26 protein-coding genes, 6 tRNA genes and 1 other RNA gene are annotated in these 26033 nt (G+C 65.5%); 15 read left to right on the top strand and 18 right to left on the bottom strand.

Features of this window, described 5'->3' with window-relative positions:
- The first annotated feature begins 184 nt into the window (after positions 1–184).
- Positions 185–275: signal recognition particle sRNA small type (gene ffs / locus WDC87_RS10645), an RNA gene on the top strand.
- Positions 276–431: 156 nt separating this feature from the next.
- Here the strand turns inward: ffs and WDC87_RS10640 are convergent.
- Entirely contained in the window at positions 432–1199 is a 768-nt protein-coding gene (locus WDC87_RS10640) for an MBL fold metallo-hydrolase (RefSeq protein WP_227836582.1), read from the bottom strand.
- Entirely contained in the window at positions 1199–1948 is a 750-nt protein-coding gene (locus tag WDC87_RS10635; protein ID WP_072168257.1) for a 3-deoxy-D-manno-octulosonic acid kinase, read from the bottom strand. The genes WDC87_RS10640 and WDC87_RS10635 overlap by 1 nt, the downstream gene beginning before the upstream one ends.
- Positions 1949–1968: 20 nt before the next feature.
- Here WDC87_RS10635 and WDC87_RS10630 point away from each other — a divergent pair, with 20 nt between their 5' ends.
- Positions 1969–3015 (top strand): glycosyltransferase family 9 protein, encoded by a 1047-nt coding sequence (locus WDC87_RS10630; RefSeq protein ID WP_111007460.1) that lies wholly within the window; start codon positions 1969–1971, stop codon positions 3013–3015.
- Between the two features lie 18 nt (positions 3016–3033).
- On the opposite strand, the gene WDC87_RS10625 is transcribed toward WDC87_RS10630, so the two are convergent.
- Together WDC87_RS10625 and WDC87_RS10620 are read right to left on the bottom strand one after the other, a co-directional pair.
- Positions 3034–3438 (bottom strand): DUF6165 family protein, encoded by a 405-nt coding sequence (locus WDC87_RS10625; protein WP_061479957.1) that lies wholly within the window; start codon positions 3436–3438, stop codon positions 3034–3036.
- Between the two features lie 941 nt (positions 3439–4379).
- Positions 4380–4470: transfer RNA gene (locus WDC87_RS10620), tRNA-Ser, on the bottom strand.
- 165 nt (positions 4471–4635) lie between these two features.
- On the opposite strand from WDC87_RS10620, the gene WDC87_RS10615 reads away from it, so the two are divergent.
- Positions 4636–5340 (top strand): PP2C family serine/threonine-protein phosphatase, encoded by a 705-nt coding sequence (locus WDC87_RS10615; protein WP_061479956.1) that lies wholly within the window; start codon positions 4636–4638, stop codon positions 5338–5340.
- Positions 5341–5409: 69 nt separating this feature from the next.
- Here the strand turns inward: WDC87_RS10615 and dnaQ are convergent, their stop codons facing one another.
- From dnaQ to WDC87_RS10600, 3 genes are read right to left on the bottom strand one after another with little or no spacing between them, the layout of a single operon-like run.
- On the bottom strand, positions 5410–6141 hold the full coding sequence (gene dnaQ / locus WDC87_RS10610) for a DNA polymerase III subunit epsilon (protein ID WP_049415209.1): 732 nt from the start codon (positions 6139–6141) through the stop codon (positions 5410–5412).
- A gap of 4 nt (positions 6142–6145) precedes the next feature.
- Positions 6146–6598 carry a ribonuclease HI gene (gene rnhA / locus WDC87_RS10605; protein ID WP_088496270.1) on the bottom strand — a complete coding sequence of 151 codons (453 nt, stop codon included), beginning with the start codon at positions 6596–6598 and terminating at the stop codon, positions 6146–6148.
- A 12-nt stretch (positions 6599–6610) separates the two neighbouring features.
- The gene (locus WDC87_RS10600) at positions 6611–7255 is read right to left on the bottom strand and encodes a methyltransferase domain-containing protein (protein WP_252744585.1); all 645 of its coding nucleotides are present in this window, start codon (positions 7253–7255) and stop codon (positions 6611–6613) included.
- A gap of 11 nt (positions 7256–7266) precedes the next feature.
- On the opposite strand from WDC87_RS10600, the gene gloB reads away from it, so the two are divergent.
- Both gloB and WDC87_RS10590 read left to right on the top strand, forming a co-directional pair.
- The gene (gloB, locus tag WDC87_RS10595) at positions 7267–8031 is read left to right on the top strand and encodes a hydroxyacylglutathione hydrolase (protein WP_180869541.1); all 765 of its coding nucleotides are present in this window, start codon (positions 7267–7269) and stop codon (positions 8029–8031) included.
- On the top strand, positions 8028–9230 hold the full coding sequence (locus WDC87_RS10590; RefSeq protein ID WP_072168262.1) for a lytic transglycosylase domain-containing protein: 1203 nt from the start codon (positions 8028–8030) through the stop codon (positions 9228–9230). Before gloB ends, WDC87_RS10590 begins: the two co-directional genes overlap by 4 nt.
- Before the next feature lie 182 nt (positions 9231–9412).
- Here the strand turns inward: WDC87_RS10590 and WDC87_RS10585 are convergent, their stop codons facing one another.
- The 11 genes from WDC87_RS10585 to tig all read right to left on the bottom strand — a co-directional run bounded on the left by WDC87_RS10585 (position 9413) and on the right by tig (position 18746).
- Positions 9413–11368, bottom strand: coding sequence for a peptidyl-prolyl cis-trans isomerase (locus tag WDC87_RS10585; protein WP_252744586.1), 1956 nt, complete (start codon positions 11366–11368; stop codon positions 9413–9415).
- 183 nt (positions 11369–11551) lie between these two features.
- A tRNA-Asp gene (locus WDC87_RS10580) sits at positions 11552–11628 on the bottom strand.
- A 106-nt stretch (positions 11629–11734) separates the two neighbouring features.
- Positions 11735–11811, bottom strand: a tRNA-Asp gene (locus WDC87_RS10575).
- 86 nt (positions 11812–11897) lie between these two features.
- Positions 11898–11974, bottom strand: a tRNA-Asp gene (locus WDC87_RS10570).
- A gap of 82 nt (positions 11975–12056) precedes the next feature.
- Positions 12057–12133 (bottom strand) — tRNA-Asp (locus tag WDC87_RS10565).
- A gap of 26 nt (positions 12134–12159) precedes the next feature.
- Positions 12160–12234 (bottom strand) — tRNA-Val (locus WDC87_RS10560).
- An 11-nt stretch (positions 12235–12245) separates the two neighbouring features.
- Positions 12246–12518, bottom strand: coding sequence for an HU family DNA-binding protein (locus WDC87_RS10555; protein ID WP_005408270.1), 273 nt, complete (start codon positions 12516–12518; stop codon positions 12246–12248).
- 219 nt (positions 12519–12737) lie between these two features.
- Positions 12738–15188 (bottom strand): endopeptidase La, encoded by a 2451-nt coding sequence (gene lon / locus WDC87_RS10550; protein WP_072168264.1) that lies wholly within the window; start codon positions 15186–15188, stop codon positions 12738–12740.
- Positions 15189–15331: 143 nt separating this feature from the next.
- Positions 15332–16621: an ATP-dependent Clp protease ATP-binding subunit ClpX gene (gene clpX, locus WDC87_RS10545; RefSeq protein WP_004154600.1), complete on the bottom strand. Its 1290-nt coding sequence runs from the start codon at positions 16619–16621 to the stop codon at positions 15332–15334.
- A gap of 126 nt (positions 16622–16747) precedes the next feature.
- Positions 16748–17374: an ATP-dependent Clp endopeptidase proteolytic subunit ClpP gene (gene clpP, locus WDC87_RS10540; RefSeq protein WP_004146318.1), complete on the bottom strand. Its 627-nt coding sequence runs from the start codon at positions 17372–17374 to the stop codon at positions 16748–16750.
- A 76-nt stretch (positions 17375–17450) separates the two neighbouring features.
- Positions 17451–18746: a trigger factor gene (gene tig, locus WDC87_RS10535; RefSeq protein ID WP_069138945.1), complete on the bottom strand. Its 1296-nt coding sequence runs from the start codon at positions 18744–18746 to the stop codon at positions 17451–17453.
- 562 nt (positions 18747–19308) lie between these two features.
- Between tig and WDC87_RS10530 the strand changes: the two genes are divergently transcribed.
- From WDC87_RS10530 to WDC87_RS10485, 10 genes are all read left to right on the top strand, one after another.
- Positions 19309–21744: a DNA-directed RNA polymerase gene (locus WDC87_RS10530; protein ID WP_005412423.1), complete on the top strand. Its 2436-nt coding sequence runs from the start codon at positions 19309–19311 to the stop codon at positions 21742–21744.
- A 44-nt stretch (positions 21745–21788) separates the two neighbouring features.
- The gene (locus WDC87_RS10525) at positions 21789–21932 is read left to right on the top strand and encodes a hypothetical protein (RefSeq protein WP_005412422.1); all 144 of its coding nucleotides are present in this window, start codon (positions 21789–21791) and stop codon (positions 21930–21932) included.
- Positions 21925–22209, top strand: a complete 285-nt coding sequence (locus WDC87_RS10520) for a hypothetical protein (RefSeq protein WP_005412421.1) — start codon at positions 21925–21927, stop codon at positions 22207–22209. Before WDC87_RS10525 ends, WDC87_RS10520 begins: the two co-directional genes overlap by 8 nt.
- Positions 22209–22367, top strand: coding sequence for a hypothetical protein (locus WDC87_RS10515; protein ID WP_154267700.1), 159 nt, complete (start codon positions 22209–22211; stop codon positions 22365–22367). The genes WDC87_RS10520 and WDC87_RS10515 overlap by 1 nt, the downstream gene beginning before the upstream one ends.
- The gene (locus tag WDC87_RS10510) at positions 22367–23032 is read left to right on the top strand and encodes a hypothetical protein (RefSeq protein WP_004154595.1); all 666 of its coding nucleotides are present in this window, start codon (positions 22367–22369) and stop codon (positions 23030–23032) included. The genes WDC87_RS10515 and WDC87_RS10510 overlap by 1 nt, the downstream gene beginning before the upstream one ends.
- Positions 23016–23453 carry a RusA family crossover junction endodeoxyribonuclease gene (locus WDC87_RS10505; protein ID WP_157178715.1) on the top strand — a complete coding sequence of 146 codons (438 nt, stop codon included), beginning with the start codon at positions 23016–23018 and terminating at the stop codon, positions 23451–23453. Before WDC87_RS10510 ends, WDC87_RS10505 begins: the two co-directional genes overlap by 17 nt.
- A complete protein-coding gene (locus WDC87_RS10500) occupies positions 23454–23816 on the top strand; it encodes an N-acetylmuramoyl-L-alanine amidase (protein WP_004154593.1) in 363 nt (120 codons plus the stop codon).
- Positions 23817–23827: 11 nt separating this feature from the next.
- Positions 23828–24214: a helix-turn-helix domain-containing protein gene (locus WDC87_RS10495; RefSeq protein ID WP_004154592.1), complete on the top strand. Its 387-nt coding sequence runs from the start codon at positions 23828–23830 to the stop codon at positions 24212–24214.
- Positions 24211–24390, top strand: a complete 180-nt coding sequence (locus WDC87_RS10490) for a hypothetical protein (protein ID WP_004154591.1) — start codon at positions 24211–24213, stop codon at positions 24388–24390. The genes WDC87_RS10495 and WDC87_RS10490 overlap by 4 nt, the downstream gene beginning before the upstream one ends.
- A 151-nt stretch (positions 24391–24541) precedes the next feature.
- Entirely contained in the window at positions 24542–26008 is a 1467-nt protein-coding gene (locus WDC87_RS10485; RefSeq protein ID WP_005412418.1) for a toprim domain-containing protein, read from the top strand.
- Positions 26009–26033 lie beyond the last annotated feature (25 nt).

The following is a 26033-nucleotide window of genomic DNA, read 5'->3' as shown; positions in this document are numbered from 1 at the left end:
AGGAACGGGTTACAGCCGGTTCAGTGCGTGAAGCTGGCGTCGATGGCCCGGCCTGCGCTAGAATGAGGGCCTGCCATCGGTAATCCGATGTGCGGTCCGGCTGTGGTCTCCAGCGCATCGCGCGCTGCTTCCCCTGATCCGTGAACTGGCCGCCCACCGGGCGGCCAACGTCTCTATGGTGGCCCCGTCGGCCCCTCGCGACGCTAGGTCGAAAACCCCGCCAGGGCCGGAAGGCAGCAACGGTATCGATCGACGCGGGCGCCGAGGCCAGCCGGCGGGGCCACCGCCTTTTCCGGCGACGCCCTCGCCTCTGGTAGATGCCAACCCTGGTTGGCGCCCTTTGCCGGGCATGGCCCCGCGCTACTACCGCGCGCGCTCCAGCGCCTCCAGTTCGGCGGCCAGCGCCGCATCGGCGGGCTGGCCGGTCCTGCTCACGGCGGATCCTGCACCAGTACGTGCGGCGCGGTCGGGTCGGCCAGCGGCACGCACTGCCCCGGCTGCGCCACGCGGTGCCCGCGCGCGGCCAGCGCCTGGCCATCGGCCACGCTGGCGTAGTGGTAGAGCATCATCCGCGCCTGCAGTTCGATGCTGTACTCACGCTCCAAGTCGTCCACGCCCGTGTGTGACGGGTTGCCGTGCAGGCCGCAGTCGTGGGCGATCAGTTCGTTGTCGTTGGCGTAGCGCGCCAGCATCTCCGGAATCGGCCGGGTATCGCCGCTCCAGGTCAGCGCGCCCTGCAGGCGCAGGCCATAGGCCGTCTCCGGCCAGTGATGGCGCACCGGAAACACCTCCAGGCGCACCCCCTCATGCCAGAACGCCTCGCCCACCACGATCAGGTGGAAGGCATCCCAGAAATTCGCACCGCCCTCGGCCAGCACGTTCGGATAGTCACCAATGCGCTTGTGCAGCAGCGGCACCACCGTGGCAGGCACGTACAGGCGCACCTTGCCGCGCCGGTTCGCATTGAAGAAAGTGTCCACGAACAGGCGCTCGAAGCCGGCCACATGGTCCAGGTGCACATGGGTGACGAACAGCGCCTGCGGCATCTGCCCGTAGTGCGCCTTGAACGCGGTGAGGCCTTCACCGCCGCAATCGATGGTCAGCCACGGGCGACCACCGCGCTCGATCACCGACATCGGCGATCCCAGCTCGACCGCCGACGCGTTGCCGACGCCGAGGAAACGCAACGACCAGTCCATCAGGTGCCCCGGTTCCAGGCCATGTCATAGGCACGGCGCAGCCGTGCGTAGTCCTTCTGCACGTCTTCCACGCTGCGCTCGCCGCGCAGCTTGACCAGCGAGCGCAGCAACCGCTTGAGGTTGCGTTCGCGCCAGCCGGTGGCCGGGATGCGGATCACCCCACGGTCGAAATCGATCAGCCAGCCATGGCCACTGCCATCGAACAGGATGTTGTGCGCGTTGAGGTCGGCATGGTCCAGGCCGGCACGGTGGAAACGGGCGATCAGCCGCCCGGCCTCCTCCCAGGGCGCGCCGCGGCCCGCAACCAGTGCGCGGTCGGCCAGCGAGCGCACGCCTTCGATCCGTTCCATCAGGATCGCGGCCCGGTAGCGCAGGCCTTCGCGCATGTAGAACGCGGCGATCGGCCGTGGCACCGGCAACTTCTTCTCGCGCAGCGCGCGCATCAAGCGGAATTCGGCGAAGCTGCGGGTCCGGTCCGAGCCGCGCCAGAGGTATTGGTCGAGGCTGATCCGGGCCGCCATGCCGCCGCGCAGGTAGTGGCGCAGCACGCTGGCACCGAACGGCGCATCGACGAACCAGGCGCTGCCGCGGCCGCCCTCGCCCACCGGGCGGGCCTTGCTGCCCCAGTGCTGGGGCGAGAACAGGCCAATATCGGCTTGCCGCAGCCGCTCGCGGTCGAACAGAATGGCCCCGATGCCGCGACCCTCGCGGCATGGCGTCAGCGCTTCATTGGCGTCGAATGCGACCATTTCATTGAGTCTAACAACACATGGCATCAGCGTCCTCCTCCTTGTGCCTCCTGCGCCTGTCCGCACTCGGCGACGTCACCCACGTGGTGCCCCTGGTGCGCACCCTGCAGGCTGCGCGCCCGGACACGCCGATCCACTGGATCATCGACAAGGTTGGCCACAAGCTGCTTGGCGGCCTGCCCGGCGTCACCTTCCATGCCTACGACAAGAAGAGCGGCATGGCCGGGGTCAAGGAACTGCGCAGGCAACTGCCACCGGGGCGCTTTGAAGCGCTGTTGCAGATGCAGGTCGCGTTCCGCGCCAACCTGCTGTCGGCCTTCATTCCGGCCGAGCGCCGCATCGGATACGACCGCAGCCGCTCCAAGGACCTGCACGGGCTCTTCATCAACGAGCGTATTCCCGATCGCCCCGGCATCCACGTGCTGGATGCCATCGGCAGCTTCTGCGAGCCGCTGGGCCTGCGCCAGACCGAAGTCAGCTGGGATCTGGCCGTGCCGCCGTCCGCCTTCGAGTGGGCCGCCGCGCAGTGGCAGGACGATGGCCGCCCGGTGCTGATGATCTCACCCTGTTCCAGCCACGTGCGCCGCAACTGGTACGCCGACCGCTACGCCGCGGTGGCCAACCATGCCGTCCAGCGCGGTTGGCGGGTGGTGCTGTGCGGTGGCCGCAGCGAACTGGAGCGCCACATGGCCGATGCGATCCAAGCGCAGCTGCAGACGCCGGCACTGGACCTGGTCGGCAAGGACACGCTCAAGCAGCTGCCCGCCCTGCTGGCCCGCGCCAACCTGGTGATGACCCCGGACTCGGGCCCGATGCACATCGCCAACGCAATGGGCACCAAGGTGCTGGGACTGCATGCGGCCAGCAACCCGAACCGTAGTGGCCCGTACTCGGACCGCCGCTACTGCGTGGACCGCTACGACGACGCAGCGCGCAAGTACCTGGCCAAGCAGGCCACCGATCTGAAGTGGGGCACCAAGATCGAATTCGACGATGTGATGGAACTGATTACCGTCGAAGACGGTATCGCCGCCTTCGAACGCTACGTCGCCGACCACCTGGGGTGAGCGGCGGACTGCCCGGGATCACGTGCGCTGCGCGTAATCCTGATAGGACTTCTCTTCCACGTACGCCGAACCCAGCGCCAGGTTGATCGCCTTCTTGATGCGTGCGCGTTCGTCGTTGCGCAGGTAGACGCTGCGCGCCAGGTCGATGAAGCCCTGGTCGAACGCCTGCGCCTTCTCCTTCAGCCGGATGTCGTCCTCGATGTCCCAGAGCTGCTCGTTGACCGCCTTCAGCTCGGCACGCAGCCTGGCGATGTCCTTCACCGCGGCCGGGTGTGCCATCCAGGTCTGCTCCAGCGCCGACAGCTCCCTGCGCACATTGGCCAGCTTGCCCTCGTCGCTGATGCGCTCGGACTTGATCTGCAGGATCGAGATCTTGTCCAGCAGCTCTCCGAAAGAAACGGGGACGAGGATTTCAGCGGTCATCGGGGAAAGCTCCAGCAGGTGATGCGTACATGGTAACCCGCAGCGTCCGCACGGATATCCCAGGTAGATCCACGCCATGCGTGGATGAGCCTGCCAGCAGGAACAGCATCCACGCACCGCGGATCTCCCATGATGCATCTGGAGGACCAAGCCCCTCTGTTGAGAGGCTGCCCCGACAGGGGCGGGGAGAGGCCGGCAAAGGGAGGGGCCCACGCGTTGCGCAGCAACGTGTGGGGCGACGCGCGCAAAGCGCGTCGTGTCCCGCGCCAGATCAGGACATGGTCACTACGCCGCAAACCCCGATGTGCATCCACGCATGGCGTGGATTCACGGAGGCAATCTGGTGGAACAAGCCCCTCTGTTGAGGGGCTGCCCCGACAGGGGCGGGGAGAGGCCCGCAAAGGGAGGGGCCCACGCGTTGCACAGCAACGTGTGGGGCGACGCGCGCAAAGCGCGTCGTGTCCCGCGCCGGATCAGGACATGGTCACTGCGCCGCAAATCCCGATGTGCATCCATCCATGGCGTGGATTCACGGAGGCATCTGGCGGACCAAGCCCCTCTGTTGAGGGGCTGCCCCGACAGGGGCGGGGAGAGGCCGGCAAGGGAGGGGCCCACACGTTGCGCAGCAACGTGTGGGGCGACGCGCAGAGCGCGTCGCGTCCCGCGCCAGATAAAGAAAAAGGGCTGCCTTTCGGCAGCCCTTTTTCTTTATCTGGCGGAGAGGGTGGGATTGTCGGGTGCATCCATGCACCCGCCCCTTCCGCGCTACGCGCTCCAGGGCCAGCCTACGGCTGTCCGGTTCTGCTCCTGCAGAACCGTCGAACCCCGTCGGGGGTTCTCATCCCCCCGCATCAGAGGTGTCGATCACTACAACAACCGCCTGCATCCCCCGAACGTTGGCCAAGAAAAAAGCCGCCCAGTGGGCGGCTTTTTTCTTTGTCTGGCGGAGAGGGGGGGATTCGAACCCCCGAGGCGCTATAAACGCCTGCCTGATTTCGAGTCAGGTACATTCAACCACTCTGCCACCTCTCCGGGTGGTCCCCGGCGGACCGGGGACGCGCATCATACGAGGAAGCGAGGCCGGCGACAAGTCATTCCGGTCAACGAAGTGAAAATTTCCTGAGTGCATGCCTTGCCGGATGCCTGCAGCCCCCCGATGATGCCTGTCTCCCCAGCAATACCCCGCCCCCGCACACCATGATCGAATTCGGACACCTCACCCACCCCGGCCTGCGCCGCGAGCTCAACGAAGACACCTACTACGGTGACAGCGAGCTGGCCCTGTGGCTGGTGGCCGATGGCATGGGCGGCCACGCCTGCGGCGAGGTGGCCAGCGCGCTGGCCCGCGAAACCATCGTGCGCGAGATCCGCCGTGGCGCGCCGCTGGTCCACGCCATCCGCACCGCCGACGAAGAGATCATCCGTGCCTCGCGCCGGCGCAACGACACCCTGCCGATGGGCACCACCGTGGTCGCAGCACGCGTGCAGGGCAATCGCTACGAAGTGGCATGGGTCGGCGACAGCCGTGCGTATCTGTGGCGCGATGGTCAGCTGGCGCAGCTCAGCCAGGACCACAGCGTGGTGCAGGAGCTGGTCGCGCAGGGCAACCTGACGGCCGAGCAGGCACGCGCGCATCCGCATCGCAACGTGGTCACCCAGGCGCTGGGCGTGACCGATCCTGCACATCTGAACGTGGCCACCACCAGCGGTGAGCTGCGCCCGGGCATGCAGCTGCTGCTGTGCAGTGACGGTCTGACCGAGGAAGTGGACGACCGCAGCATCGCCCGCACCCTCGCCTTCGACGATGCCAGCGCACAGGAATGCGTGGACACGCTGGTCGCCGCCGCGCTCGACGGCGGTGGCCGCGACAACATCAGCGTGATCCTGGTGCGCTGCCATTAAGCGGCAGATCCACGCCATGCGTGGATACGGTACTGCCGGCCAGCGGCCGGCAGTACCCCATGCCAGGCATTACGCGCTGGCGGGCTCTTCCACCTTCGGGCCATCCCACAAGGCGTAGCCGGCCTTCTTGCGCAGTCGTTCCAGACGCGCGCTGTGCGCTTCCAGCTCAGACGGGGTGGCCACCACGCGTGGGCGCGGCAGCAGTTTGCTGGTATCGAAGGCCTGCAGCGCGGCACCGGCGCCACCGCCGTCATCGTCGCCCAGGCCGAAGCCGATCTCTTCCTGGCCCGAGGTCAGCGCGATATAGACGTCACCCAGGATCTGCGCGTCGAGCAGGCCGCCATGCAGCGCACGGTGCGAATTGTCCACGCCCAGGCGCTTGCACAGCGCATCCAGCGAATTGCGCTGGCCCGGGAAGCGCTCGCGCGCCATCACCAGGGTATCGATCACCGTGCAGCGATCGGTGATCTTTCCATACTGCGGGCCCAGCAACGACAGCTCGTTGTCGAGGAAGCCCAGGTCGAACGCCGCGTTGTGGATGATCAGCTCGGCGCCATCGATGAAGGCCAGGAATTCATCGGCGATCTGCGCGAAGTCCGGCTTGTCAGCCAGGAACTCCAGGGTCAGGCCGGTGACTTCCTGCGCGCCCTGTTCGAACTCGCAGTCCGGCTTGATGTACTGGTGGTAGTTATTGCCGGTCGGGCGGCGCTTGAACAGCTCCACGCAGCCGATTTCGACGATGCGGTTGCCCTTCTTCCACTCCAGGCCGGTGGTTTCGGTATCGAGGATGATCTGACGCATGGGCTCAGTTTACCGGGCTGGCGTCGCGGATCCGGATGGCCGCGTTGCGCGCCAGGGTATCCACCCGCTCATTGTCCGGATCGCCGGAGTGGCCCTTCACCCAGCGCCAGTCGATCTGGTGCCGCAGCGTGGCCGCATGCAGGCGCTCCCACAGCTCGCGGTTCTTCACCGGGTCACCGCCGGCGGTCTTCCAGTTCTTGCGGATCCAGCCGGGCATCCATTGGGTCAGGCCCTGCCGCACATACTGCGAATCGGTGTAGAGCACGATGTTGCACGGCTCGGTCAGCGTTTCCAGGCCGGAAATGGCCGCCATCAGCTCCATCCGGTTGTTGGTGGTGTGCGCTTCGCCGCCGCTCAGTTCACGCTCGTGGCCCTTGTAGCGCAGCAGTGCAGCCCAGCCGCCGGGGCCGGGATTGCCAAGGCAGGAACCGTCGGTGTGGATTTCAATGGTTTTCAATACAACTCCAGATCAGGTAGCAACGGTGCCGTGCCAACGCACCGGCAACGGTTTCGGCCCGGGCAGGGCCAGCGTTCGCTTTTCAGCATGGAACAGGCAGGCTGCGCGCAGTGGCGACCAACCGCCCGCGCGACGGCTGCCGGCGCCGCGCCAGAGCGGGCCGAGTAAACGCATATCGTCGCACTCCAGCCCGTGGCGGCCGAGCAGCAGGCGGATCCGCTGCGGCGTGCGCACCACCAGCCCGTGCTGGCGCCAGTGCGTGCGGTAAGGGCTGAACGGGTTGAGGCTGCTCAGCCACAGGTGGCCACCCGGCATCAGCACGCGCTCGCACTCATCGAGCAACCGATCAGCGTCGGCTGCGGTGACATGCTGCAGCACGACCGCATTGACGCTTTCATTGGCCAGCGGCAGCGGCAACGCACAGCGGGTGTCGCCGGCATAGCCGTGCCCCTGCCGGTACAGGCGCAGGCCGCGCCCGCCAAGCTGCGCATCGTCCAGCCATGCGGCACTCGGCGCGATCCACAGCCAGGGCTGCACCGGCAGCAACGACAGCTGCGGCAGCAGCAGTTGCCGCTCCAGAACGCGCAGGGCTTCCGCCGGTTCGCTGTCGAACCACGGGGTCTGGCTCGCTTGACGGGTGCTCTGCAGCGCGGGCATGGTCCAATTCTATGCGACTGACTGCCCTGCCCGCATTTGCGGACAACTACATCTGGACCTTGATCGACGACGACGGCGCCGCCGTGGTCGTCGATCCCGGCGATGCCGCGCCGGTGCTTGCGCTCGCCGATCAGGGCCTGCGCGTGGACACGATCCTGCTCACCCATCATCACGATGACCACATCGGTGGCGTGCCCGTGCTGCAGGCACGTTTTCCCGGAGTCCGGGTGATCGCGCCCGTCGAGGAGCGCATCCCCACGGCAACCGAACGGGTCGGCGAAGGTGAACGCGTTCAGGCACTGGGCCGGGCGTTCCACGTACTATCCGTGCCCGGGCATACCCGCAGCCACATCGCGTTTCACACTGCTGAACATCTTTTCAGCGGAGATTCGTTGTTCAGCCTGGGCTGTGGACGCCTGTTCGAAGGTACGCCGTCCCAGCTGCTGGCATCGATGCGCAAGCTGGGTACCTTGCCCGCGCAACTGCTGCTTTGTTGCGCTCATGAGTACACCGTGTCAAATGCCGTCTTCGCGCGGCATGTCGACCCCGCCAACGCTGCCTTGCGGCAGCGCCAAGAGGAGGCTTTGGCCATGCGCCGCGATGACCGTTCCACCCTGCCGGTAACCCTGGCCAACGAATTCGACTGCAATCCGTTCCTGCGTGTGCACACGGCGCCGATCCGCGCGTCGGTGTCGGCACACCTGGGCCGTGACGTCGTTGACGACGTCGACGTGATGGCCGGTCTCCGGCACTGGAAAGACGGCTTCCGCGCATGATGCGCCGAAGTCTGCCGCTGGCCCTGGGCCTGGTCCTGGGGCTGGCCGGAACCGCCGGCGCCCAGTCGCTGGGCGCTGGCATCGGCCAGAACCTGACCGCCGCCGCCGCCCTGCCGCTGGATCCGGCCGCGTTGCCGGCCGCGTCGGTCCGCAACGGCCAGGAGATCTTCTCCAGCTTCCGCGATGGCCTGGCCGAGCCCACCTGCAATGCCGAGGCCACCAGCCCGCGCTGGCAGAAGCAGTTCGCCCACGCCCCGTCGCGCCTGGCCAACCAGGATGACGATGCACTGGTGCTGTTCGGCTACGTGGTCGAAGAACTGCGCAAGGCCAACCTGCCCACCGAGTTCGCACTGATTCCCTTCGTGGAAAGCGGCTACCGGCCCAATGCCCGCAACGGCAGCGGCCCAACCGGCCTGTGGCAGTTCATCGCCACCACAGCGCGCAATCACCGTGTGCCCATGGCCAACGGCTACGACGGCCGCCTGTCGGCGGTCGATTCCACCCAGGCCGCAGTGCGCTACCTGAAGACCCTGCACGGCATGTTCGGCGGTGACTGGCGCCTGGCCACCATGGCCTACAACGCCGGCGAGTACCGCGTGCTGCAATCCATGCGCAAGGCCGGCATGAACGCGCAGAACGCCAAGCCCTCGGCGCTGCCCGGCCTGTCGCCGGTCACCCATGCCTACGTCGAGAAGCTGCATGCCCTGGCCTGCGTGCTGGAAGACGTGGAAGACCAGCCAGGTGTCATGGCCTCGCTGGACCGCACCGTACCCGTACTGAAGGACCACACCCTGCCCGCCGGCACCAGCGTCCAGCAGTGGGCCGCACAGCGCGCCCTGGACCCGGCCAGGATCGTCCGTCTCAACCCCGCCCTGGCGGGCGGTGGACGCGTCTCGTCCGGCACCACCCGCGTGCTGGCGCCGGTCTCGGCCGCCAGCGCGACCGTGGCGGACACCGCCACCGCACTGGTGGCCAGTAGCGTACCTGCTGCCGCCGCCTCGCCAACGCCGCAGGTCGCCAAGACCGTGGCCGCGATCGCCGATCGTCCGCGCAGCCGTCGCCACACCGTGCGTGATGGTGAATCGGCCTGGACCATCGCCCGCCGCTATGGCATGCCGGTCAAGGCGCTTCTGTCGCTGAACGGCCTGAGCGGCAGCAGCGTGCTGAAGCCGGGCGCCGTGTTGCGCGTCGAAGACTGACGCGCAGGCCAGGCCCTCCTGTAGAGCCGAGCCCCTGCTCGGCTTTTTTCTTGCCTGCGACTTGTCGGGGTTCATGGCCAGCCGAGCATGGGCTCGGCTCTACAATTCAATTTCCAGCAGCGCCCGCACAAAAAAAAAGGCCCGGCAATGCCGGGCCTTCTTCGATCTGCTCGCCGCGAGGCTTACAGGTTCGCTTCGGTGGTCTGGATCATGAACTTCTTGCGCATCGCCTCGATGTAGGCCTTGGCCGCGGCCATGCCGTCGATCTGGCTCAGTTGTTCCTTCAGCTGCTTCTGCTGCTCTGCAGTCACTTCCTTGATGTCGCTCGGATTGACCTTGTTCACCGCGAACAGCAGCGCGTGACCATTGACGTCGACCTTGCCATAGCTCGGCTTGCCTTCAGCCGGCACCGGCGCACTGAAGATCGCGCGGTTGATTTCCGGGGTCGGCACCGGCTGGCTGCGCGGCAGGCCCGGCATCGGGCTCAGCTGCAGCTTCTCGCTGGCGGCCAGCGACTGCAGGGTGGCGCCCGCCTTCAGCTTGGCCAGGATGGCATCGGCGGCCTTGTCGCTGGCCTGGCGCTGGCGATCAGCACGGATCGCAGCGATCACCTGTTCGCGGGCCTTGTCCAGCGGCAGGGCCTGTTCCGGGGTGTGTGCAGCCACACGGATGACCACGCTGTGGTTGGTCGCGCCGCCCAGGGCGATCGGGTCACTGGCGGTACCGTCCTGCACCAGCACGTCGGAGAAGGCGGCACGCAGCACGGCCGGGTCAGCGGCGATGCCGCTGGCGGTCGCGCGGGTGATCGGGCCCAGGGTCTGCAGCGGCAGGTTCACTTCCTTGGCGGCGGCCGCCAGGTCGCTCGGGCTCTTGTTGATGGCATCGACCAGGCGACCGGCCAGTTCGTTGAAGCCGCGCTCGCCGTCGGCCTTCAGCTGCTCGGCAGCCAGCGTGTCACGCACTTCCTCGAACGACTTGCCCTGGCCACCGCGCACAGCGGCCACCTTGATGATGTGGTAACCGAACTCGGTCTTGACCGGGCCGATCACGTCACCGGCCTTGGCCGCAAACAGCGCGTCCTCGAACGGCTTGACCATCGCACCGCGCTCGACCCAACCCAGGTCACCGCCCTGGTCCTTGGAGCCCGGATCTTCCGAATTGGCCTTGGCCAGCGCAGCGAAGTCGGCACCGGCCGCCTTGGCTTCGGCAGCGATCCTGTTCGCCTTGGCTTCGGCGCCGTCACCGGTGATCAGGATGTGCGAGGCCTGGCGCTGCTCCGGCGAGGTGAACTTTGCCTTTTCCTCTTCATAGCGCTTGCGCAGGGTCGCTTCATCGGCCGGGGTCGGTGCCGGCAGGTTCGCACCGTTGATCTCGACGTACTCCAGCGACACGCTCTCGGCCTGGCGGAAATCCTTGCCGTGGCTGTCGTACCACTTCTTGATCTGATCATCGGTGACCGGCGCGGTATCGGCCGGTACGGGCGGCAACGCGGCCAGCTCGACGTCGCGGGTTTCGCCCAGCAGCTTCAACAGGCGCTCGGTCTCGGCCTGGGTGACGAAGCCGGAGCTCTGCAGGCCCGATGGGATCACCGACTGCTGCAGGCTCTCACGCACCAGTTCCTGGAACTGGGTCGGGGTACGCGGCGGATTGCCACCGGCCAATGCCAGGCGGTAGTTGTTCTCGTTGAACTTGCCGTTCGAATCGAGGAACGCCGGCATGGTCGCGATGTACTCGCGCACCGCGCCGTCGCCGATCACCACGCCCGCCTGTTCACCGACCAGACGCACGACCTGTTCGTCGATCAGCTGATCGAGCACGGCCATCTTGTTCTCGGTGCTCTCGAACGCGCGCGGGTCGAAGTTGTCGCCCTGCTGCTGGCGCTCACGCATGCGCTCCTGCTCGAAACGCGTGCGGAAATCCTGCGAGCTGATCTCATGGTGCTGCCACAGCATGCGCACCGGCCACCACGACGGCGCCGAACGCCACCAGGTGGGCGGCGCGGAAACCTTGGCCACGTTCTGTGCGCCAACGCCACCGAGGTAGCTGTTGTCGATCACGAACAGGAACGGAATCATCAGCAGCCCCAGGATCACGGTGACGATCCAGCCTGAGGTCTTGTCGCGGAGTTTCTGCAGCATGGTGAGGAATCACAAGGCCTGATTGGCGAGCCCGGCAGTGTAACCCGCTTCGCCGCAGGGACCAAAAGCAGCACCGACGCGGCCTGCGCCCACTTGCGCAGGCAGGCACCACCAGTGCGTCGGCCAACTCCACATCCTGGCGCAAAGAAAAAGCCCCCGGCTTGCGCCGAGGGCTTTTAGAGTTGGCGGAGCGGACGGGACTCGAACCCGCGACCTCCGGCGTGACAGGCCAGCATTCTAACCAGCTGAACTACCGCTCCGCGCTTGAACTTTGCAGGCGCCCAGTATATCCGAAGACTCTCTGGAAACCCAGCCCGATGAACACTTTTTTCAAAGTTTTTTCACAGGGACTTAAGAAGTCTGCAATGGCGGAGCGGACGGGACTCGAACCCGCGACCTCCGGCGTGACAGGCCAGCATTCTAACCAGCTGAACTACCGCTCCGTTCTTGCAAAGACTTTTTCGCCTTCCTCCGAACCTCTCGGTGAGAAGACAAGGCCCCCAGCCTTGAACCGGGGGCCTGGATGTAATGGCGGAGCGGACGGGACTCGAACCCGCGACCTCCGGCGTGACAGGCCAGCATTCTAACCAGCTGAACTACCGCTCCGCGTTGTTACCTTTTTGCTTTCAGCCGGCCTGGACCGGGGAGAAAACAAAGCCTCCAGCTTTTGGCCGGAGGCCTCGTTGAATGGCGGAGCGGACGGGACTCGAACCCGCGACCTCCGGCGTGACAGGCCAGCATTCTAACCAGCTGAACTACCGCTCCACACTCAAACTTTTACCGCGGTGCTGTGGTGGGTGCTGAGGGTTTCGAACCCCCGACCCTCTCCGTGTAAAGGAGACGCTCTACCGCTGAGCTAAGCACCCCAGCGAGCCGCTTAGTTTACAGCATCCTTCAGGGCCTTGCCAGCCTTGAACGACGGATTCTTCGAAGCAGCGATCTTGATGGTGTCGCCGGTCTTCGGGTTGCGGCCGGTGCGGGCAGCACGGTCGCGGACCTGGAAGGTACCGAAGCCAACCAGAGTGACCGCATCGCCGTCCTTCAGCGCCTTGGTGATGGCAGCAACGACGGCATCGACAGCGCGGCTGGACTCTGCCTTGGTCAGGTCGGCAGCTTCAGCAACGGCATCGATCAATTCGGTCTTGTTCATTCTCTACAACTCCTTTGGCGGTGGGTTCCGCTTATTCGACAGGGAAGCAACCGCACGCCATCTGCATGCGGCCGCCATGTGGAAACGGTTCGCCGAATCTAGCGATCACCAGACTGCGACCACTCATTCGCGAGTGCTGCTTTTATACCAGTGGCCCTACCCCCACGCAAGCTGGAAAGCCAGCAACGACGCGGGTTTCGGGCCATTGGACAGCGCGCGTCAATGCTTGACGCGCGCGTTTCCACTCGGTTTGGCCTTGCTGCGCACCGTGACACGCTGCGCACTCTTGCGCGCCTTCTTCGGTGCCAACGGACGCTCCAGCGCCAGGTCCAGGACTTCTTCGATGTACTTCACCGGCACGATCTTCAGATCGCGGGTGACGTTGGCCGGGATGTCGGCCAGGTCCTTGCGGTTCTCTTCCGGGATGATGACCGTGCGGATGCCGCCACGCAGTGCGGCCAGCAGCTTCTCCTTCAGGCCACCGATGGCAGTGACTCGACCACGCAGGGTGATCTCGCCGGTCATCGCCACGTCGGCGCGCACCGGCACCTTGGTCAGCATCGACACCAGCGAGGTGACCATCGCCGCGCCGGCACTCGGGCCATCCTTCGGCGTGGCGCCATCGGGCACGTGCAGGTGCACGTCATGCTTCTGCAGGAAGTCGCTGTCGATGCCAAAGCCCACGGCGCGCGAACGCACCACCGACAGCGCGGCCGACGCCGATTCCTTCATCACGTTGCCGAGCTGGCCGGTAAGGATCAGCTGGCCCTTGCCCGGCACCAGGGTCGATTCGATCTGCAGCAGGTCGCCACCGACTTCGGTCCAGGCCAGGCCGGTGACCAGGCCGATTTCATTCTCTTCCTCGGCACGGCCGAAGTCGAAGCGACGCACGCCCAGGTACTTGTCCAGGTTCTTGCTGGACACATTGACCAGCGCCTTGGGCTTCTTCGCACCCTTCTTCGCCTTCACCGGCTGCGGGCCGGCCAGCGCGATCTCCTTCACCACCTTGCGGCAGATCTTGGCGATCTCGCGTTCCAGGTTGCGCACGCCCGATTCGCGCGTGTAGTAGCGCACGATGTCCTGGATGGCGTCACTGCCGATTTCCAGCTCTTCCGGCTGCAGGCCGTTGGCCTTGACCTGCTTCGGCACCAGGTAGCGGGTCGCGATGTTGAGCTTCTCATCCTCGGTGTAGCCGGGGATGCGGATCACTTCCATGCGGTCCAGCAGCGGGCCGGGAATGTTGAGCGAGTTCGAGGTGGCCACGAACATCACTTCGGACAGGTCCAGGTCCACTTCCAGGTAGTGGTCGTTGAATGCGTTGTTCTGCTCCGGATCGAGCACTTCCAGCAGCGCCGAAGACGGATCGCCACGGAAGTCCATCGACATCTTGTCGATCTCGTCGAGCACGAACAGCGGGTTCTTGCTGCCGACCTTGTTGAGGTTCTGCACGATGCGGCCCGGCATGGAACCGACGTAGGTACGGCGGTGGCCACGGATTTCGGCCTCGTCGCGCACGCCGCCCAGCGACATGCGCACGAACTTGCGGTTGGTGGCCTTGGCAATCGACTGGCCCAGCGAGGTCTTGCCCACGCCCGGCGGCCCGACCAGGCACAGGATCGGGCCCTTCATCTGCTTCACGCGCGACTGCACCGCCAGGTATTCAAGAATGCGCTCCTTGACCTTCTCCAGGCCGTAGTGGTCGGCATCGAGCGTATCCTGCGCGACCTTCAGGTCCTTGCGCACCTTGCTGCGCTTCTTCCACGGCACGCCCAGCAGCCACTCCAGGTAGTTGCGCACGACGGCGGCTTCGGCCGACATCGGCGACATCTGCTTGAGCTTGTTCAGTTCATTGCGCGCCTTGGCTTCAACCGCCTTCGGCATGCCGGCCTCGGCAATCTTGCGGGCCAGTTCTTCCAGCTCGCCCGGCGCGTCGTCCAGGTCACCCAGTTCCTTCTGGATGGCCTTCATCTGTTCGTTGAGGTAATACTCGCGCTGGCTCTTCTCCATCTGCGACTTCACGCGGCCGCGGATGCGCTTCTCCATCTGCTGCACGTCGATCTCGCCGTCGACCAGCCCGACCAGCATCTCCAGGCGGTCACCGACGGCCAGCGTTTCCAGCAGACGCTGCTTATCGGCCAGGCGCACGCTGATGTGCGCAGCGATGGTGTCGGCCAGGCGCGCCGGCTCATCGATGCCCGACAGCGTCTGCAGCAGCTCCGGCGGCAGCTTGCGGTTGGTCTTCACGTACTGCTCGAACAGCGACATCAGCGAGCGGGCAATCGCCTCGACCTCGCGCGCCTCGCGCTCGTCGGTGGCGTCGATCTCCACGGCCTGGCCATGCAGCGAGCCGTCGCGCTCGTCGACGTGGGTGACCTGCACGCGCGACAGGCCTTCAACCAGCACCTTGATGGTGCCGTCGGGCAGCTTCAGCAGCTGCAGCACCTGCGCCAGCGTACCGACCTGGTAGAGGTCGGCCGCATGCGGGTCGTCGGTTTCGGCCGACTTCTGCGCCAGCAGCAGGATGCGCTTGTCCGCCTCCATTGCCTGTTCGAGCGCGTGCATGGACTTGTCACGGCCGACGAACAGCGGGATGACCATGTGCGGGAACACCACTACGTCGCGCAGCGGCAGGACCGGCAGGTCGAGGGTTTCACTTGGGGAACGGGCCATGGGGGCTCCAGGGAAGGGGGAAAACCGCCTCCGGGAGGGCATCTTCCGGAGACAAAAAAAGCCGATGGCCCCGTTATGGGGCCATCGGCTTTCAGATGCAAGGCATTCCTTGAAAATCCTTTCCAATCAACAACCTGGAAGGATCACTCGGCGCCTGCGGCCTTCTGTTCAGGGGCCGCCGGGGTCTGGTAGATCAGGTACGGCTCGGACTTGTGCTCGATCACCGATTCGTCCACGACCACCTTGCTGACGTTCTCCTGCGACGGCAGGTCGTACATGGTGTCCAGCAGGACGGATTCGACGATGGTGCGCAGGCCACGGGCGCCGGTCTTGCGCTTGAGCGCCTTCCTGGCGATGGCCGACAACGCGTCCGGACGGAACTCCAGCTCCACGTTTTCCATCTCGAACAGCTTCTTGAACTGCTTGGTGATGGCGTTCTTCGGCTCGGTCAGGATCTTGATCAGGGCCGGCTCGTCCAGCTCCTCCAGGGTCGCGACCACCGGCAGGCGGCCGACGAACTCGGGAATCAGGCCGAACTTGATCAGGTCTTCCGGCTCGACTTCCGCCAGCACCTTGCCCACTTCCTGCTTGCGCTCGCTGCTCTTCACCTTGGCACCGAAGCCGATGCTGCCGACGTCGGTGGAACGCGCCTGGATCACCTTGTCCAGCCCGGCGAACGCGCCGCCGCAGATGAACAGGATGTTCTTGGTGTCCACCTGCAGGAATTCCTGCTGCGGGTGCTTGCGGCCGCCCTGCGGCGGAACGCTGGCCACGGTGCCTTCGATCAGCTTCAGCAGGGCCTGCTGCACGCCTTCGCCGGACACATCGCGGGTAATCGACGGGTTCTCGCTCTTGCGCGAGATCTTGTCGATTTCATCGATGTAGACGATGCCCTGCTGCGCCTTCTCGACGTCGTAGTCGCACTTCTGCAGCAGCTTCTGGATGATGTTCTCCACGTCCTCGCCCACGTAACCGGCTTCGGTCAGCGTGGTGGCGTCGGCCATGGTGAACGGCACGTTGAGCAGGCGGGCCAGGGTCTCGGCCAGCAGCGTCTTGCCCGAACCGGTCGGGCCGACCAGCAGGATGTTCGACTTCGCCAGTTCGACGTCGTCGTTCTTCTGCCGGCTCTCGATGCGCTTGTAGTGGTTGTACACGGCCACTGCCAGCGTGCGCTTGGCACGGTTCTGGCCGATCACGTACTGGTCGAGGACCTCGAGGATCTCGCGCGGCTTGGGCAGCGAACTGCGCGCCGACTGCGCCTTTTCCTCAAGTTCCTCACGGATGATGTCGTTGCACAGCTCCACGCACTCATCGCAGATGAACACGCTCGGACCCGCAATCAGCTTGCGCACTTCATGCTGGCTCTTGCCGCAGAAAGAGCAGTAGAGGATCTTGCCGGTGTCCGTGGAACGACCTTGGCGGTCTTCGCTCATGCTTCGCTTACCCAGTTACCCCACCCGCTGAACGGGGGTTCGATTCGAGAATAGCACAGGGCCGAGGGGACACCAGTCCCACCCGACCCTGCAGGAACGAGGCCTCCCTGGCCCCGTGAAGGCCGGTCAACCGGCCTGGATCGACTCATCCGGACGACGCTCCAGGACCTGGTCGACCAGACCGTAGGCCTGCGCCTCGAAGGCGCTCTTGAAGTTGTCGCGCTCGGTGTCACGGGCGATCGTCTCCAGCGACTGGCCGGTGTGCTTGGCCAGCACCTCGTTCAGGCGCGAACGCAGGGTCAGGATCTCGCGCGCGTGGATGTCGATGTCGGTGGCCTGGCCCTGGTAGCCACCCAGCGGCTGATGGATCATCACGCGCGAGTTCGGCAGCGCATAGCGCTTGCCGGCTTCGCCCGCGGCCAGCAGCAGGGCGCCCATCGAGGCGGCCTGGCCGATGCAGGTGGTGCTCACATTCGGCTTGATGTACTGCATGGTGTCGTAGATCGCCATGCCGGCGGTGACCACGCCACCCGGCGAGTTGATGTAGATGTTGATGTCCTTTTCCGGGTTTTCCGATTCCAGGAACAGCAACTGCGCCACCACCACGTTGGCCATGTGATCGTCGATCGGGCCCACGAGGAAGATCAGGCGCTCCTTCAACAGGCGCGAATAGATGTCGTAGGCACGCTCGCCGCGGCTGGTCTGCTCGACCACCATCGGAACCAGGTTCAGGGCTTTGGTTCGGTTGTCCATTACGTGAGGTACCTATCTTGGGGGGCAACAACCCCGCGCCGGCAAAGGCGCGGGGCATCCGGTGATCCGCCCGGGCTTACTGGCGGATCGCGTCCTGGAACGACAGCTTCTCTTCGGTGTGCTGGGCACGCTCGGCGATCCAGTCGATCACCTGCTCTTCCATCACACGGTTCTGCAGGCCAGACATCAACTGGGGGTCGTTGCGGTACATCTCAATGACCTGCTCCGGCTCTTCGTAGGTCGAAGCGATCAGACGCATCGTTTCATTCAGGCGCTTGGCTTCCAGGCGCAGGTCGTTGATGCGGGCCACTTCACCGACCAGCAGGCCGACCAGCACGCGCTTGGCGGCAGCGTCCTTGAAGCCTTCGTGGGCATCGGCCGGGATCTCGCCGACGTTCTGGCCGTTGCGGCGCAGCTGCTCGACCTGCTGGGCCAGCATGGCGCGGGCTTCGTTCTCGACCAGGCGCGGCGGCATTTCCACCGACGAGTAGGCCGCGATCAGCTGCTCGCCCACTTCACGGCGCAGGCGGTTCATCAACGCACCCTTCAGCTCGCGCTCCAGGTTGGCGCGGATGTCGCTGCGGAACTGCTCCACATCGCCGCCCTTCACGCCGAAGCTCTTGATGAAGGCTTCGTCGACCGCCGGCACGACCGGCTCGGAGACCTCGGTGACCTTGACGGTGACCTGCACGGTCTTGCCGGCCAGCACCGGCACGCGCCAGTCAGCCGGGAACTCGACGTCGAGGGTCTTCTCTTCGCCCTTGGCCAGGCCGACCAGGCCCTTCTCGATGGTGTCGAACATCATGCCCTGGCCGAGCACGATCGAACCCTTCTCGGTGCCCTCGGCCGGCAGGCGCTCTTCCCCGGCCTGCGACCAGGTTTCCACCGCGACCAGGTCACCGTCCTGCGCGCCACGGCTGACCGGGGCCCAGGTACGACGCTGGTTCTGCAGGTTCTCGATCATCTGGTCGATGTCGGCGTCGGTGATCTCGGCGGTATGGCGCACGACGGTCAGCTTGCTGACGTCGATGTCGCCGAAGTCCGGCACCACTTCCACGGTGGCCACGAAGGAGAACTCACCCTCGTCGCCCTTGTCGATGCGCGGGCTGCCGACGATGCGCAGGTCGTGCTCGCGCACGGCCGCATCGAAGGTTTCGCGCAGCAGGCCGTCCAGCGCCTCGCCACGGACCTGCGCGCCGAAGCGCTGCTCGATCACCTTGGCCGGCACCTTGCCCGGGCGGAAGCCCTTGATGCGGGTGGTACGGGCGATTTCGCCGAGGCGGCCGGCGATGTGGCTCTGCAGACGCTCTTCCGGCAGCGAGAAGCTCAGGCGGCGTTCCAGGTTGCCGGTGGATTCGATCGAAGCTTGCATGTTGACTCCTGCCACCGGTGGCCCAGGCCCCCGGCTCGATGATTGGGATGAAACGGTTGTAAGGACGCGACGTCTGGGACGCGCCTGCTTGCCGCAGCCCTTTAGTTTCGCCCAATTCGGCGTGCACTGCCAGCGCGTGCCGGTCAAGGGGGCGCAGATGGCCCGATCAGGGCGGGGACAGGCCGGCACTGGTGCGAAAGGGGGGACTCGAACCCCCACGCCTTGCGGCACTGGAACCTAAATCCCGAAGCCCCTGCCGATTAGTGCTGACCACTCAACTACTTACAGCGTTCCAGTCTATCAGGTGACGCTTCGGGTGACATATAGGTGACGCCGGGTGCCGCGACAGGTGACACCAGGTGACGCCGAATAAAGTGGTCATCTTCGGCGGACCTCCTCCTAGGACAACCATTCAGAACTACTCATTGCTGTTCACCACCGAGGACTACTACAGTTCCACATAGGTCCACCCAGGACCAACAACCGAACCACTCAGGACCGTACCGGGCAGCCCCCGGTGCGGTCCTCCCGTTTTGACTTTTGCATCCCCCGAGGGCAAACGATGACGACTTGGCAAGAGAACGACCTGCACGCCGCCCAGCTCGAACTGGAGAAGGAAAGCACCAGCCTGGGCATTGCCCGCTACGAGAAGATCAGGGAGCAGCGCCAGGAGGCCGAGACCGGCCCCGGCCGCAAGCTGGTCATGGAGAGCATCGACGCCACCGCCGCCGCGATCATGGCGTTCGTGGCCGAAGCCGACACCGGCAAGCCGGGCAAGCGCCACGCCGCCCTCAAATTCATCCGCCACCTGAACCCCCACGCCCTCGCCTATCTGACCAGCTTCACCTGCGTCAACGCGCTGGTCGCCGATCACCGCAAGGCGGTGTCCGTGGCGATCACCCTGGGCCACGAGGTCGCCAACGAGATCAACTTCTCCCTGCTCCGCGAGAAGCACCCCGGCCTGTACCGGGTCGTCCAGGAGCAGCTCAAGAAGTCCACCTCGGCCCGGCACTCCACCGCCGTCATGCGGCACGTCATCGCCGACGCCGAGTTCGCCCCCGAGGACGACAAGCGCCTCTACCTGTCCGACAAGGACGCGCTGCTGGTGGGCATGAAGCTCATCGAGCTGTTCGTCGAGGCGACCGGGCTGGTCGAGCTGGTCACCGTCGCCGAGCGCGGCAAGCGCCACCTGCTCATCGCCGGGAATCAGAAGGTGCTCGACTGGCTGACCAAGGCCCACGACAGCGCCGCCCTGTACCAGCCGGTGCTGATGCCGATGGTCGTCCCGCCCCGTCCGTGGACCACGCCCCGCGACGGCGGCTACCTGACCGACATCGGCGGCCGGGCTGACCTCGTGCGTACCCGCAACCGCGCCTACAAGCGCGAGCTGGCGCTGGTCGATATGCCCAACGTCTACCAGGCCCTCAACGCCATCCAGGCAACCGCCTGGAAGGTGAACGTGCCCGTCCTAGAGGTCATGCGCGAGCTGTGGAACGCAGGCGGCGGTGTCGCCGGGCTGCCGGAGCGTGAACTGATGGACCTGCCGAGCCGCCCTGCCCTGCTGGAGACCGACCCGGACTACTTCAAGGAGCACCACGCCGACGAGTTCAAGGAATGGAAGCGCGACCGCGCCAAGGTCTACGAGGCCAACGCGCGCAGCGTGTCCACCCGCCTCGCCGCCGCGCAGAAGATCGCCTTGGCGGAGAAGTTCGCCGAGTACCCCGCGATCTACTTCCCTCACAACCTCGACTTCCGCGGCCGGTGCTACCCCCTGCCCCCGACGCTGACCCCGCAGGGTGATGATGCGGCCAAGGGCCTGCTGACGTTCGCCCAAGGCGTGCCGCTCGGCGAGGACGGTGCCTACTGGCTCGCCATCCACGTCGCCAACTGCTTCGGCGTGGACAAGGTGTCGTTCGAGGAGCGCGTGGCCTGGGTGCGCGAGCACGAGGAGCAGATTCTCGACAGCGCCCTCGATCCGCTGGACGGCCAACGCTTCTGGATGGACGCCGACAGCCCGTTCTGCGCGCTGGCAGCGTGCTTCGAGTGGCTCGGCTACAGCCTCAACGGCCGCGATCACGTCTCCCACCTGCCCATCGCGCTCGACGGCTCCTGTAACGGCCTCCAGAACTTCTCGGCCATGCTCCGCGACTCCGTGGGCGGTGCAGCCACCAACCTGATCCCGCAGCCGAAGCCCGCCGACATCTATTCGCGCGTGAAAGACGTGGCCCAGGAGAAGCTGCGCGCCCGTGCCGAGAGCGGCGACCCGCTGGCGATCAAGCTGGACGGCCAGCTCACCCGCGACATCGTGAAGCAGCCGGTGATGACGCTGCCCTACGGCGTCACGAAGTCGGGCATGCGCGCCCAGGTGCTCTCCAAGTTCAAGAAGCTGGGCATGGAGGACGATTGGGAGACCGCCGAGTACCTGGCGACCCTGCTGTGGGAGTGCATCGGCGAGGTCGTGATCGCAGCCCGCGCGGCGATGGACTGGCTGCGTGACGCCTCCAAGGTCGCCTCGTCGGCCGACCTGCCGGTGAGCTGGACGACCCCCGCTGGCTTCCCGGTCCTCCAGGAGTACCGCGAGGAGGAAGGCGTCCGCATCCGGCCGCACGTCGGAGGCCGCGAGGTGAATTTAGTGGTCAACATCGGCGGTACTAAGCTCGACCGTCGCAGGCAGACCCTCGGGATCAGTCCGAACTTCGTCCACTCCTGCGACGCCAGCCACATGATGCTGACCACCTGCCTCGCGGCAGAGAACGGCATCGAGTCGTTCGCCATGATCCACGACTCCTACGGTACGCACGCGGGCCAGGCAGCAATCCTCGCCGCCGCACTCCGGCAGGCGTTCGTCGATCAATACAGCGGCGACGTACTGGCCGACTTCCGACAGCAACTCGTCGAGCAGCTCCCGCCAGAAGCGGCAGAGAAACTCCCACCCCTCCCGCCGCATGGCGACCTGGACCTCAGCCTGGTGCTGGAGTCGCGCTATTTCTTTGCCTAGTCCATCCCCCTTTGGCAATTGATACCCCAAGCGAGAACATCAACATGAGCATCAACTACCAGCACGCACTGAACACCTACGTTGCCCAGGACCACTTCGGTGTGGTCCTCGGCATCTACAACCCGGCCGAACACGGCACGGTCGAGGAGTTCAAGCACCGCATGACGGAGCTGCACGCAGGTGCGTGATCGCGTCATCGACGGACTGCACTCACGTTCTGCCGAGAGCGCCGCACGCGGCGCTTTCGTAGTGATCGACAGCGTGCAGTCCCTCGGCCACCCGGCCGATCAGGTGATCGGCTTGGCGTGCGCCTTCAAGAACTTCTGCGAAGTGCTCGGCCTCGATCCGATGGAAGTGCTGCGGGTCGTCTCGCGCATGGAGCAGGACTGCCGCTACCGGCAGGTCAACACCCTCAACGCCGTGCGCCGCTACGCGGAGCGCGAGCTGAAACCGCACTACCCGTGATGCGTGACCCGATCACCGACGCCTTCATCGACGAGGCGCTCATCGGCTTCGACATCGACGAAGCCTTCGGCATTTCCGCCGACACCCCGTTGACCGCCGCCGCTGACCTGTGGCGCGCGGGCATCTATCTCCCGACCAACTACGAGACCGACAACTGATGGCAACCAAGAAGCGCGAACGATTCGTCTCCCCCAAGGGCACCGCCGTGTGGCCGCGCCTGAACGAACCGGACACCAAGTTCAAGCCGGAAGGCGAATACACCGTGAGCCTGGCGTTCGACCCGAACGACAAGGACTTCAAGGCGCTGGCGAAGAAGCTGGAAACCCGGCGCGACGAGCTGTTCCAGGAGTTCCTGAGCGAGAACCCGAAGAAGAAGAAGGGTGCCGAAGTGGCCCCGGTGTTCACCGAAGAAACCGACGAGAACGGCGATGACACCGGCCGCGTGCTGGTGAAGTTCAAGATGAAGGCCAGCGGCGTCAGCAAGCGCACCGGCAAGAAGTTCACCATGCGCCCGGACATCTTCGACGCCCGCGGCAAGAAGATCGACAACCCGCCGCAGATCGGCGGCGGCAGCGAACTCAAGGTCTCCTACGAGATCGGCGGCTCGTTCGTCGAATCGGCCAAGAAGTTCTACCTGACCTGCTACATGGTCGCCGTCCAGGTGATCGAGCTGGTCGAGTTCGGCCAGCGCAACGCCAAGGACTACGGCTTCGGCGAGGAGGACGGCTACGAGGCCGCCGACAGCGCGCCGTTCAGCGACAGCGATGACGACTCGGACGACGACAGCGACTCCGACGACGAGGGCGATGACGGCGACTACTGATCCGCTGTCGGTCATCGTGAACACCGCGAGGGGGGCCAAGCATTTGGCCTCCCTCACGTTCCCGTTTGACCCGGTGCCCGCCTCGCGCCCGAAGGTTTCGCGCTGGGGCGTCTACTACGGCAAGACCTACAAGACCTGGAAGGAAGCCGCAGAGAAGCATCTGCCAGCCGGTGATCTGGACCTGTCGCCGACCGATCCGGTTTTAGTGGTCATCATCGCGGTATGCAAACGCGCCAAGACCTCGAAGGCCGCGTTTCCCAAGGGCGACGTGGACAACCTCGCCAAGGGGCCGATGGACGTTGTGACCAAAGCCACCGGCTATTGGGCCGACGACAAGCAAGTCATGTGGCTGCTCTCCGGTAAGCGCTGGGCGCAGCCGGACGAAGAACCACGCACCGAAGTCCACCTCTACAAACTCTAAGTGCGCCTCAAACCTCTGGAATCGGTAGAGGCGCTGTTCGTCCTCGCCAGCATGACCCGCCCCGAGCAGGTCACGACCGGCGAAGAACTCGCACGCCTGCACCGCTCGCAGGGCTACTCGAAGATCGCCGTCCACTTCGTCATCGAACGTGACGGCTCGATCTACGACGGTCGCCCGCTGAATCAGCCCGGCGCTCTCGCCGGTAAGCACAACCAATCCGCATACCAAGTCTGCCTCCTGGGCGGCGTCAACGACGCCATGCAGCCCGAGGACAACTTCACCGAAGCCCAACACGCCGCGCTGCGACGCCTGCTCGCCGCCTACGGCAAGCCCGTCGTGTGGGCACCTGACTTCCCTCGATAGGAGAACCCAACGTGAAACCGCTGCCCCCGCAAACCCAGGTCGTCCTGGATCACCTGCGTCGCCACTCGCACCTGACCTCGTGGCAGGCCGAAGGCGTCTACCGCATCCGCCGCCTCGCCTCGCGCGTCGATGAGCTGCGCGCTGCTGGCTTCGAGATCGAAACGCAGACCTGCGAGGACGCCTCGGGGCAGCGGTACACGCGCTATCGCCTGTCGCGCCGTCAGCGCCGCAGCAAGGCTCCGCTCCTGGAAGCGCGCCGCGCTCCGAAGCAGTACCGCGTCGATGCGCTGCTCCAGCTGTATCGCAACTACTGCACCGACGAGCTGGGCCTCGACGCCAACGATGCGACCGAAGAAGTCGCCGCATTCACCAAGTTCCTGCTGGAGAAGAACGCATGACCAACACCGCTACCACCGTCATTCCGTCCGCGATGCGCCTGGCTTTCGAGCGCGCATGGGCGCGCGCCGACAAGCCGTTCCGCGGCCTGGGCCGCACCGTCAAGGGTGCGCTGAATCGTCGCCTCGGCATTTCCTACCGCAAGCGCATGTGGTCCGTGGAGCGTGCAAAGCGCTGACTCCGAATACCTCCACAAAGAGCCGTGCCCGAACTGCGGCAGCAAGGACAACCTTGCGCGCTACAGCGACGGGCACGGCTACTGCTTCGGCTGCGGTCACTACGAGCCAGCCGAAGGCGAGGAGGTCTCTCAACCCACCAGCAGGAAAACCATGAGCGACTTTGCGAAGGGTGAACCGCAAGCCCTGGCGAAGCGCGGTATCACTGAGGAAGCATGCCGTAAGTACGGCTACTGGATCGGCAAGGACAAGCACGGCAAGACCGTGCAGATCGCCAACTACAAGCGCGATGGCGGCATCGTCGCGCAGAAGCTCCGCTACCCCGACAAGAAGTTCTCATTCATCGGCGACTCGAAGGCGTGCGGGCTGTTCGGCCAGCACCTCTACGAACCGGGGCGACGCCTCGTCATCACCGAAGGCGAGATCGACGCGCTCTCCGTGGCGCAGGCACTCGGCCTCCGCTGGCCGGTGGTGTCCGTTCCGAACGGAGCGCAAGGCGCGGCCAAGTCCATCAAGCGCGAGCTGGAGTGGGTCAACGGCTTCGACGAGGTTGTGCTCATGTTCGACATGGACGAACCGGGCCAAGCCGCCGCGCAGGAAGTGGCGCTGCTGCTGACTCCCGGCAAGGCCAAGATCGCACAGCTCCCGGCGAAAGACCCGAACGAGCTGCTCCAGCGTGGCGATGCCGAGGCGATCACCCGCGCCATCTACGAAGCGCAGACCAAGCGCCCCGATGGAGTGGTGACGTTCGGCTCCCTCAAGGAGAAGGCACTCAAGCCGGTCTCGATGGGCATGCCTTGGCACGACCCGCGCCTCACCGCGCTGACCTACGGCAAGCGGTACGGCGAGGTCTACACCTTCGGCGCGGGCACCGGCATCGGCAAGACCGACTGGCTGATGGAGGAAGCAGCCTTCATCGCGCAGGAAACCGGCGACCGCGTTGGCCTGTTCTTCCTGGAGCAGCAGCCGGTCGAGACGGCGAAGCGCATGGCAGGCAAGGTTGCTGGCCGCCGCTTCCACGTCCCCGATGGGAGCTGGACGCAGGAGGAGCTGGAAGCCGCGTTCGAGATTCTCGACAAGGGCCAGGTGTTCATCTACGACCACTTCGGCTCGTCCGAGTGGGACGTGATCGAAGCCAAGATGGCCCACATGGTCGTCGCCGAGGGCGTCAAGCACATCGTCCTCGACAACCTCACGTCGTTTGCGGCCGGTGCCGAGGACGAGCGGAAGATGCTGGAGGACACGATGGCGAAGATCGCGCAGTTCGCGCAGCGCCACCTCATCTGCATCTACCTGGTCTCGCACCTCGCCACGCCGGAAGGCAAGCCACACGAGGAAGGCGGGCGCGTGATGCTCCGCCACTTCAAGGGCAGCCGCGCGATTGGCTTCTGGACGCACTTCGCGTTCGGCCTGGAGCGCAACACGCAGGCCGAGAACGAGGCCGAGCGCAACTGCACGACCTTCCGCGTCCTAAAGGATCGCTTCACCGGCCAGTCGAACGGCCAGGTTCTCTACTACAGCTACGACCACGCATCCGGCCGCCTGCTCAATGCAGATGCTCCGGGCGAATACGGCGACTTCGCCGACGAGTCATCCGATGTATCCACCTCCGACTACTGACGGCCGCTCGGTCGTCGGCTTCATC

It is taken from the genome of Stenotrophomonas maltophilia group sp. Smal12 (assembly GCF_037079935.1).
Lineage (GTDB): Bacteria > Pseudomonadota > Gammaproteobacteria > Xanthomonadales > Xanthomonadaceae > Stenotrophomonas > Stenotrophomonas sepilia.
Note: the sequence above shows the minus strand (reverse complement) of the source record. Positions and strands in the feature narration are given on the sequence as shown.

What these genes read in the sequence shown, in the direction of transcription:
- WDC87_RS10640 (WP_227836582.1), bottom strand. Translation starts at nt 1,199, where the DNA reads ATGGACTGGTCGTTGCGTTTCCTCGGCGTCGGCAACGCGTCGGCGGTC.
- WDC87_RS10635 (WP_072168257.1), bottom strand. Translation starts at nt 1,948, where the DNA reads ATGGTCGCATTCGACGCCAATGAAGCGCTGACGCCATGCCGCGAGGGT.
- WDC87_RS10630 (WP_111007460.1), top strand. Translation starts at nt 1,969, where the DNA reads ATGGCATCAGCGTCCTCCTCCTTGTGCCTCCTGCGCCTGTCCGCACTC.
- WDC87_RS10625 (WP_061479957.1), bottom strand. Translation starts at nt 3,438, where the DNA reads ATGACCGCTGAAATCCTCGTCCCCGTTTCTTTCGGAGAGCTGCTGGAC.
- WDC87_RS10615 (WP_061479956.1), top strand. Translation starts at nt 4,636, where the DNA reads ATGATCGAATTCGGACACCTCACCCACCCCGGCCTGCGCCGCGAGCTC.
- dnaQ (WP_049415209.1), bottom strand. Translation starts at nt 6,141, where the DNA reads ATGCGTCAGATCATCCTCGATACCGAAACCACCGGCCTGGAGTGGAAG.
- WDC87_RS10600 (WP_252744585.1), bottom strand. Translation starts at nt 7,255, where the DNA reads ATGCCCGCGCTGCAGAGCACCCGTCAAGCGAGCCAGACCCCGTGGTTC.
- gloB (WP_180869541.1), top strand. Translation starts at nt 7,267, where the DNA reads ATGCGACTGACTGCCCTGCCCGCATTTGCGGACAACTACATCTGGACC.
- WDC87_RS10590 (WP_072168262.1), top strand. Translation starts at nt 8,028, where the DNA reads ATGATGCGCCGAAGTCTGCCGCTGGCCCTGGGCCTGGTCCTGGGGCTG.
- WDC87_RS10585 (WP_252744586.1), bottom strand. Translation starts at nt 11,368, where the DNA reads ATGCTGCAGAAACTCCGCGACAAGACCTCAGGCTGGATCGTCACCGTG.
- WDC87_RS10555 (WP_005408270.1), bottom strand. Translation starts at nt 12,518, where the DNA reads ATGAACAAGACCGAATTGATCGATGCCGTTGCTGAAGCTGCCGACCTG.
- lon (WP_072168264.1), bottom strand. Translation starts at nt 15,188, where the DNA reads ATGGCCCGTTCCCCAAGTGAAACCCTCGACCTGCCGGTCCTGCCGCTG.
- clpX (WP_004154600.1), bottom strand. Translation starts at nt 16,621, where the DNA reads ATGAGCGAAGACCGCCAAGGTCGTTCCACGGACACCGGCAAGATCCTC.
- clpP (WP_004146318.1), bottom strand. Translation starts at nt 17,374, where the DNA reads ATGGACAACCGAACCAAAGCCCTGAACCTGGTTCCGATGGTGGTCGAG.
- tig (WP_069138945.1), bottom strand. Translation starts at nt 18,746, where the DNA reads ATGCAAGCTTCGATCGAATCCACCGGCAACCTGGAACGCCGCCTGAGC.
- WDC87_RS10530 (WP_005412423.1), top strand. Translation starts at nt 19,309, where the DNA reads ATGACGACTTGGCAAGAGAACGACCTGCACGCCGCCCAGCTCGAACTG.
- WDC87_RS10525 (WP_005412422.1), top strand. Translation starts at nt 21,789, where the DNA reads ATGAGCATCAACTACCAGCACGCACTGAACACCTACGTTGCCCAGGAC.
- WDC87_RS10515 (WP_154267700.1), top strand. Translation starts at nt 22,209, where the DNA reads ATGCGTGACCCGATCACCGACGCCTTCATCGACGAGGCGCTCATCGGC.
- WDC87_RS10510 (WP_004154595.1), top strand. Translation starts at nt 22,367, where the DNA reads ATGGCAACCAAGAAGCGCGAACGATTCGTCTCCCCCAAGGGCACCGCC.
- WDC87_RS10505 (WP_157178715.1), top strand. Translation starts at nt 23,016, where the DNA reads ATGACGGCGACTACTGATCCGCTGTCGGTCATCGTGAACACCGCGAGG.
- WDC87_RS10490 (WP_004154591.1), top strand. Translation starts at nt 24,211, where the DNA reads ATGACCAACACCGCTACCACCGTCATTCCGTCCGCGATGCGCCTGGCT.
- WDC87_RS10485 (WP_005412418.1), top strand. Translation starts at nt 24,542, where the DNA reads ATGAGCGACTTTGCGAAGGGTGAACCGCAAGCCCTGGCGAAGCGCGGT.